We start from the raw sequence: 7,923 nt of genomic DNA, 5'->3' as shown, positions 1-7,923 counted from the left end.
TAGAGGCTTTTAGAACAGCAATGTCTTATCGATTTTTCGATTGGTTAACCCTTAACCGTGACCTGTTTGCTGCTTATAAAGCCAGTTTAGGCTTTATTTGGGCTTAATTTTTGTTTAAGTCCCGTTAAGCTTATCTCAATGGTTGGCTTGCTATTTGAGTGTTTCTGCCAAAAGTGGATGCTCCCAAATTATTGGTGCTGCCGGGAAGTTGCCACCTGACTCTGACGGTTATAAATCAAAATCAAGGCTGAATGTTTCGCCATCAGGATCTTCTGGTTTAGAGTCTGGTGATGGCTCGGGAGTCGCCTGCTGGGGTTTGTTTTGGTCAGTATTAATCGGCGTGAAAGATCCTTGTTGTGGGGGTAATCCAGCCTTGATGAAAACAAAATAGCAATCAATAATAAAGTAAAGCGTCTCCAGGTAACTTTTACCTATTTGTTGTGATTCTGCAAATATCCGCTCCCGGTAGCTATCTTTGATCCGAACTTTTTCCGGGGCCAAGTCTTGTTTCTGTGTCATTGTTATAACTTGCTAGTTGTAGTTGGTGAATTCTTACTCAGGATGGTTTTTGCCATTTCTAGAAGTCCAAAGACATTAGCTTCCACCGGATTGTCGAGAATCTTGAAACCGTTCTTCTCTAATAGCTTCTTAAATCCTGGTAACAGGCAGCCTCCACCAATCGCCCAGATTTCATCCCCTTGGTGTTTGGCATCCAGTGTCAGATTTACCACTTTTTTTAAGTATTTTTCATACCAATCTTTTAAACTTGCGCTGTAGACATCTTTGATATCAATGTCACGGCTGTACTTGGTATGTCCCATTTCCAGACAAAATCGAATCTTGGATGCATCCCCGATTTTTCCCCCATTTAAATGTTTCATTTTTTGAGAAATATCATCGATGAGAACTTCTACACCGATGGGGTAGGCGGTGTGAACTTCTCGCTTCCCCTGGTTGTAACGAGAATACAGAGTCGTACCATTGCCAAAGTCTAAAATGGTTAATTTTTTGGGTAGTTTATGCCCAAACAATGCACCCATTCCCTCTAGTACAACTTTAATGACTTCTACCTTCACATCTGATTGTTTGCCAGCAAGTATCGGCTGATATTCTCCATTTAGTACTTTTTGTAATTCATCAGCCAGATCAACATCATGTAAGCTGACGACTAATTTTAAATGCCAAGCCTTACGGTGTGGCAGATGTGCCAATGCACCTAATAATGTCAACAGCGCATTATTGACTTTGTTTTGATTGTTATCTGCGTTGCGGTCAAAATAATTTCCTGTACGGAAAGCTGATTCTCCAACTGTGTAAGCAGTACCGTTAAAAACTACCCTTCCTGGGACATTTTCCATTTCGGCTGTGGAAATATAGCTGGGGGCACGAACTACTTCAAAGCCATCGACTAAAAGTTTTAGGCTTCCATAACCGTTATCAAATCCAGCAGGAAAAATTTTTTGCAATGTGTGAATGTTCGACATCGGCTTCAATGTAATACGGTTCATTAAGAAAGCTATCAGTTGAGGTGAGCAGTTATTGAAAAAGAATTATTACTCAACAAATCTTTTTCCTCAATAACTGAGCAAACCCTTATTAGGTGTTAAGTGGGGTACAAAGATTGAATTAGTCAATTATACCCTAAGCATTACCTATATATATCCTATATAGGGATTAAATGCTCACCAAAGTTAAAAAGATTGATGAGGGTTATATAGCACCTATATATGTCCTATATAACCCTCGTAAGCAATTTTTGAAGTTTTTTTTATGAACGCAGCAGAAATTAACTTGAACCTATCCCACTAATATAAAATTGTAGTAATCTACTTTTGATTTGAGTTAGGTGTGTCAGTTGATGGCTGGACGTTTTAACGGATTGAGCGACCTAGAATGGAAGTTATTTGAGGATATATTTCCTAAGCAGGCATCCAAGCGTGGTAAAGGAATGCCTCATGACCATATCGCCATGTATTAAATAGCCTGTTGTACATTTTGATTACTGGGTGTCGATGGTGTGACTTACCGCGTGGGGAGATATGGGCATCTAAAAGCACGGGGAACACCGATGGTTAAAACGATGGCGTTATAAGCGATCGCTTTGAGACAGTTAAGCAATAAAATGCCCTCCAAGAAGAAAATTAGGAGGGCTGTATGCTAAACGGAATAATTGCCATATATGCGATCACAGACGACCTGTTGAAGGCGATGCCTGCGGTTCTTACTAGCCTACGGGCATAATGAAGATTGTCGTCGAGTCATGAACGACGCAGAAATTATTGCCTTCGGCTATCTGCGCCGCGATGTTCTTTAATGGGAATCATAGTAAGGCTTGTAGCTATATGAAAGATCATAAATTGATATTAAATTATGTTATATAAACACGTTTTAATCGCAGATTACACGGTATATCAATGCTTAACTCTAAATTCCGGTTACATTTTAGCGCAACCGCCAACTTTTTATGTGCATTTATCTAAATCAACGGTTACGAAGCATCATAATTTTATAACCCGCAACTTGGGTTATTAACAGTACTATCAACAGAGCAAAAGCTGTTGCACGCATCGAAAAGGTACTTTTGTTGTTACTTTGCCAAATAAAGCAGGCACTTCCCGATGTGGTTAATATTTGGCAAGTGGTCAATTAATTTGGCACCCGACAGTATTGGATGGCCCAAGGGCTATCCTCAAGCTGACAGAATAACTGCCGATATGTCATGCTATGTATTGTAGTGCAATGCTTAAGGGTACACGGCATTTCTCAAAAGGCGATATCAGCGTAAGGGTTTTGGTTAACATATAAATTCCATTGACATCGAAAAATAAACTATGCCCAAGACTTGGAACATAAAAATAGATAATTATTTTCAAGCTAACCTCAATTGCATCATCGCCACTGCCCATGTAGACAGCTTCCCCACAGACTTACCACTAGAACCGAACATCAGGGAACCAAACTGCAAAAGTGCGACATATAGGCAAATCTTGAACTCTGTGACGACTCAACCGGAAAAATTCTTCTCGCGTCACAGTGGAATAACTCTGTGTGTAAACAAAGTTAAGCCCAACAAAAACAAAACTTCACTTGAACTAGAGATTTTGGAGGCTAGCGAGGGGGGTAGCGATGGCATTATCAACGGAGGTCATACAGTTTTAGCATTTTCAAATGCTAAAAATTACAGATACGACCTAAGCCAAGCCAGAGTAAAAGTGACCATCCACATCGGGCTGGTGGAAGATGAAGCTAAAGATATAGCCTTGGCAAGCAATACCACAACGCCAGTAGATTCGCGTTCTAAAGTGAACGCCAGAGGAAATTACAAATTCATCAAGCAGTATTTAGCCCAGCTAGAAATCGCCGAAGGGAGAAAATTCCGCATTGCCTATTACCAGAATCAAAGCGGCGCTCCCGGAAATGCCCAGTGCAATGTGAACCATTTGCTGAAGTTGATTACCTCTCTTGATAGAAATAGATACAACCCCGAAGGCAATAAACGAACCAAGCATCCGACAGGTCTGAGTATACCCAGTCAAATCACAGACACAGAAAGGGAAAGATTAACCGCCCTACTGCCTCTGCTTTCTCAAGCCTTGTGGATAGAGCAAAGACTGTATGAACTTATCCAAGAACATATCAGCAACCCCAAGAGAAAGGGTGTCAATGACTTAGCATCAATAGATACACGTAAAACCACCCTTTTGCCTGACAGCAAGTACTCTTTTGGGTTTGGTGCGCCAACCGACTTGGCACTACCGATAATTGCATCCTACCGGGTGTTTTTGGATAAAGACTATAAATGGATTCTGCCGTTTAACGAATTCGCCGAGGATTTTTTGCAACACTTGTGGACGAACTCTTTCCGTAAATATTTAGTATCGGAGAAAATAGCAGGAAATACGGTAGGCACAAAAATCAGTCGCAACCAAGAAATTTGGGAAAGTTTGTACATTTCGGCACAAAGTTATCTAAATCAGCACTTGGTGAAAATGGTTAACTCAGCCAAGCGTGAAAAATTAACGCTGACTTCAGGTTAAAAGTAAAAGGCAGCAAGCTGGCGGAAGGTGTAACAAAAACAAATCTCTATATGAAATCTCTCAACTAATTGACCAATTACTGTTTCAATTAGGCGACGAAAACGTTGCATTAATCGAACTGAAGATTGGCTACGAGAGTCAGGCATATTAGAACGCAGAGGGGTTTGTAAAGTAATACCCGCAAGAGCCAGTTCTCCTGACAAAAAATGACTTAAAATTTCCCTTGTCTCCGATTAATAAACCTTGAATTCGCGTGATTAAATCCCAAAGTGCCTCTCGTTTACTGCCATTTGCCGGAGTGAGGGTAAACCCACTAATAACTCCTGTGCCACTAATGATTAAATGACCATGAAACCCATAGTACGTCTGTTTCTTAGCAGCACAAAAGCCATAATCTGCTTGGGATTTGAAACTCCGGCAGTTGTGAGCGCCACTGAAGCCACACAAAGGTATTGGTAATCCATCAATATATCCTTTTATTCTATGCAACTTCAGATAAAATTGGTATTACACCCTAATGGTGCATAACACATAAGGTATGATTTGATTGCAGTATAAAGTCAAAATAATCATCTTTAATATTTATGACTATCAAAAACACCACTTATTGGTTAAGGCTTGCTCTAAGTGCAGGATTTATCTTTGTTGGACAACCGATAGTACAAGCTCAATCAACAAATCAAGAACAGTTAAGCCAAAGACAGGTATTACCAATTTCAGCTACTGCTAATTTAGCAGGTCAAACTTTTAATTTAGAAGTAGCTGAAACTCTTCAGCAGCAAGCAATAGGGTTAAAGAACAGAACTTTTTTACCTGATAATCAGGGAATGCTTTTTCCTCAAACACCATCACCTGCAGTTTTTTGGATGAGGAATACACTAATCCCATTAGATTTGATTTTTCTCTACAAATCAACAGTGGTGGAAATTGCACAGAATGTACAGCCATGCTTGACAGAGTATTGTCCACTTTATTCCCCTGTAGTAGATGTTAACCAGATAGCAAATATCAGTCTTAATGATATTTTTTTGTTTAAATCAAAACCAGTAGGAATTAATGGTGAAGGTTTTGAAAAGCCCCAGGACATTGCCTTCATAAATGTTGACTCAGTAATTGAGGTGAAAGGAGGGCGTACAGGCGAAGTGGGATTAAGTAAAGGTACACGGATTATAATTTCACCTATACCTGAGTCTTCTTCATCTCTAGGTACACTAATCTTTGCTATATTTAGTGTTTTACAGATGAAATATCAAAACTGGAAGAGAAAAAGTAACCGTTCAGGCGGGTAGAAGTGCGATCGCCAGGGCAAACGCATCTAAATTTAGTAAATCGCAAACTTTTTTCCAAGAGAGAGAGCGCCAATATTTGGTAACTTGGCGCACATTCCTTATAATTTCAGTTTTTGAACTTCTTTCAAGAACTATAAGTTTTGTTTATTGATAACGTATAAGTTAAAACTAGCTTATACTTAGATTCTAATTGGCGATCGCCCTTAAGCAAAACTTTGCGATTTACTGACTCTTGTCTCTAATAATCGACTAACTTCTCTGATTTTAATGATAGCGAGCGCCTATAGCTCTGCAACTTTTAAAGGGCAAAGGATTAAGAGAATAGGTGTGCAAACATATGTCGGTAGACTACCAAATCAAGTGCCGACCAAATCAGACAGTTTAGATAAGTCAAAACTCCAACTCTGACTATCTACCTGCATACTATTCAATACTTGAATAATTGAATAAGTAAGTTTTTGGAAGTTCTCTCTTTTAAGCGGTGGGACAGCGCTAAGGACTAAGTTCTCTTCTATATCTGCGATGTTAAGTAGACCTGTTAGGCGCACTGCTGCGGGAATATTGTACAACGAGTTGTTAGGCTCCAATTGGTTGACGAGCCAGAGACGTTGTTGGGAGAAGGATAGGGGCAAGTCTTTGTCCCGTGAAACCGACTCAAGAGGCCCAACTGTTAATCCTGACCCAGTTCTTATTGCTGTCTCAATATGCTCTGCTAATCCGGCAATAGTCGGTGACTCGAACAAATAGCGCAGTGGTAGCTCTATCTGGAAAGCTTTGTACAAGCGGGACATGACTTGAGTCGCAAGCAATGTTGTGGATAGTCTGGATCTATTGGGACATAGGCTCCACCAGCTTTGAGGATGCCTAAAAGACCGATTACCATTTCCAGCGATCGCTAAGGTCTGCTGCGGATCACAGACAAATCGCTACCTTGATGCAATGCTTCGTAAGCGTCAAAAACTTCCTTGAAAACAATTGCCGTTGACCAGCCATCTAGAATTAGATGGTGTTTGCTCCAGATAAATTGGTGTTTGTCGTCAGCTAGCTGGATCAGATTTAGACGCATGAGTAGGGGTTTGTCAAGGTCAAAGTCCTGCTCTCGATCCGTCTGTAAGAAATTCTCTAGCAATTGTTGTTGCTCAGTTGGAGAAACTCCCCGCCAATCATGCTGCTCCCAAGGCAAGTTTACATGCCGATAAACGACCTGAAACGGTTGGTCATAGTGGTTAAAAATTTGACAATCTGGTGCTAATTGCTGAATCTGCTCAATCAAATTCCAATTTGTTGCCTCACCTCCTAACACGAGTCGCTGACGGGGGAGAACTTGTTTGCTCTTCTTGGCACTCAGCAATAGACCCGTCCGAAAATTAAATTCCCGTAAAGATAGGATATAAAATTTAATTTTTATAAATCCTAATATTTACCATATATAGCTTTTGCGGATTGTATAGAATAATAAATTGTGTTGACACTCAAAATTTGAAAATCATACTTTTTGTCTCTAAACTATCATTAACTATCTCAAAACCTGATTGCTACGTTGAGCGAAGACATATAAGCACCCTTTAAAATCCTTGTACAGACTGGGTTTTAAATTTACGGACAAGTCTAATGCTTTTAAGTGAGATGGCACAATCTTGAGGCAGTCTATGGAATGGCGGAAAAAGTAATCTGCTAAGGCTTCAGGATCGGCGGCGCGATCGCTTGACACCACATGCAGACATCCACCACTACACAGCCCATTGCTTGACAGAAGTTGTTTTTAATGATAAAGATATTGCCTCACCCTTGCTTAGTTGGTTGTAAGCTGTCTGCAAGTCCTCAAGCAAAATTCGCCAAGAAACTCCATCCACAACTAAGTGGTGAATGACAATAAGGAGGCGGCAACGCTTGTAAACACCCAAATCAAACAAAGCCACTCTTACAAGCGAGCCTGCTGACAGGTTGAAGCTAGCTTGTAATTCAGTAGCAGCTAGTTCCATCGCTTCTGCTTGTGCTTCTGCCAGCGTTAAGAAATCCCAGCAAGTAATGGGAACTTCGGGTTCAGAACTACTGATAAATTGCTGCCAACCAGACTCTGTTATCTCAAAGTGCGATCGCAGTGTATCGTGGTGTAAATCTGGTCGACGACTTTGTAGAGGTTCCACCAAAACAGCAGCCAAATCATGAGCATTAGCTGCAATGATATCGAGAGATTGAGGATTTCCATAATCGAGGGTAATTACCTTTTCTGCCATGTGCTGTGGAATCCCTGGAGCAACCGGAACTGTGCGTAAATTTCCGTCCTGATTTGCAATTCCTGGCTATTCCAGCAACGGCAATTGAACAGGCGTAAGCGTTGCTTGCCGAAGGCATCGCTAATACCAAAACTGAAGAGGAACGCATGCGATAAGCCTGCGGCATGGCTTCGCTTACCGCTACCAGCGCAGTTAGTGGTCAGTCTGGTAATAGCAATGAGTCTTTGGTCTAGAGACGAATGGCACTAAGAAAAGCTCTAAGCTATACGGAATAAGGGCTACAGCTTTGAAAGTTATTGAACAGTCGAGGAGGGGTCAGGCGGTCGTCCTTGATGCAGTGTCATGGAAGCGATCGCCACA

Annotated in this window: 7 protein-coding genes and 3 pseudogenes; 4 read left to right on the top strand and 6 right to left on the bottom strand. The window is 40.9% G+C overall.

Annotated elements, in window-relative coordinates:
* Positions 1-228: 228 nt before the first annotated feature.
* Entirely contained in the window at positions 229-519 is a 291-nt protein-coding gene (locus LC653_RS43525; protein WP_229501465.1) for a hypothetical protein, read from the bottom strand.
* Positions 520-521: 2 nt separating this feature from the next.
* The gene (locus LC653_RS43520) at positions 522-1,484 is read right to left on the bottom strand and encodes a ParM/StbA family protein (protein ID WP_229501466.1); all 963 of its coding nucleotides are present in this window, start codon (positions 1,482-1,484) and stop codon (positions 522-524) included.
* A 670-nt stretch (positions 1,485-2,154) separates the two neighbouring features.
* Between LC653_RS43520 and LC653_RS48170 the strand changes: the two are divergent.
* Positions 2,155-2,378 (top strand): annotated as a pseudogene (locus tag LC653_RS48170) (hypothetical protein); the annotation flags it as partial.
* Between the two features lie 453 nt (positions 2,379-2,831).
* The gene (locus LC653_RS43515; protein ID WP_229501464.1) at positions 2,832-4,037 is read left to right on the top strand and encodes an AIPR family protein; all 1,206 of its coding nucleotides are present in this window, start codon (positions 2,832-2,834) and stop codon (positions 4,035-4,037) included.
* Between the two features lie 44 nt (positions 4,038-4,081).
* Here the strand turns inward: LC653_RS43515 and LC653_RS43510 are convergent.
* A pseudogene (locus LC653_RS43510) lies at positions 4,082-4,505 on the bottom strand (IS982 family transposase); the annotation flags it as partial.
* A 116-nt stretch (positions 4,506-4,621) separates the two neighbouring features.
* Here LC653_RS43510 and LC653_RS43505 point away from each other — a divergent pair.
* Together LC653_RS43505 and LC653_RS43500 are read left to right on the top strand one after the other, a co-directional pair.
* Positions 4,622-5,326 (top strand): DUF192 domain-containing protein, encoded by a 705-nt coding sequence (locus LC653_RS43505; RefSeq protein ID WP_229501463.1) that lies wholly within the window; start codon positions 4,622-4,624, stop codon positions 5,324-5,326.
* A 228-nt stretch (positions 5,327-5,554) separates the two neighbouring features.
* Positions 5,555-5,677, top strand: a pseudogene (locus LC653_RS43500) (IS4 family transposase); the annotation flags it as partial.
* A 5-nt stretch (positions 5,678-5,682) separates the two neighbouring features.
* On the opposite strand, the gene LC653_RS43495 reads toward LC653_RS43500, so the two are convergent.
* From LC653_RS43495 to LC653_RS43485, 3 genes are all read right to left on the bottom strand, one after another.
* Positions 5,683-6,117, bottom strand: coding sequence for a hypothetical protein (locus LC653_RS43495; protein WP_229501462.1), 435 nt, complete (start codon positions 6,115-6,117; stop codon positions 5,683-5,685).
* Between the two features lie 104 nt (positions 6,118-6,221).
* On the bottom strand, positions 6,222-6,677 hold the full coding sequence (locus tag LC653_RS43490; protein WP_229501461.1) for a condensation domain-containing protein: 456 nt from the start codon (positions 6,675-6,677) through the stop codon (positions 6,222-6,224).
* 379 nt (positions 6,678-7,056) lie between these two features.
* Positions 7,057-7,563, bottom strand: a complete 507-nt coding sequence (locus LC653_RS43485; protein ID WP_308189244.1) for a condensation domain-containing protein — start codon at positions 7,561-7,563, stop codon at positions 7,057-7,059.
* Positions 7,564-7,923 lie beyond the last annotated feature (360 nt).

Origin of the sequence: Nostoc mirabile CHAB5784 (genome assembly GCF_020829645.1) — a bacterium.
In the GTDB taxonomy this organism is placed as follows: Bacteria; Cyanobacteriota; Cyanobacteriia; order Cyanobacteriales; family Nostocaceae; genus Nostoc; species Nostoc mirabile.
Note: the sequence above shows the minus strand (reverse complement) of the source record. Positions and strands in the feature narration are given on the sequence as shown.

Bases quoted from the DNA above. Each gene is read 5' to 3' on its own strand.
- LC653_RS43525 (WP_229501465.1), bottom strand. From the start codon at position 519: ATGACACAGAAACAAGACTTGGCCCCGGAAAAAGTTCGGATCAAAGAT.
- LC653_RS43520 (WP_229501466.1), bottom strand. From the start codon at position 1,484: ATGTCGAACATTCACACATTGCAAAAAATTTTTCCTGCTGGATTTGAT.
- LC653_RS43515 (WP_229501464.1), top strand. From the start codon at position 2,832: ATGCCCAAGACTTGGAACATAAAAATAGATAATTATTTTCAAGCTAAC.
- LC653_RS43505 (WP_229501463.1), top strand. From the start codon at position 4,622: ATGACTATCAAAAACACCACTTATTGGTTAAGGCTTGCTCTAAGTGCA.
- LC653_RS43495 (WP_229501462.1), bottom strand. From the start codon at position 6,117: ATGTCCCGCTTGTACAAAGCTTTCCAGATAGAGCTACCACTGCGCTAT.
- LC653_RS43485 (WP_308189244.1), bottom strand. From the start codon at position 7,563: ATGGCAGAAAAGGTAATTACCCTCGATTATGGAAATCCTCAATCTCTC.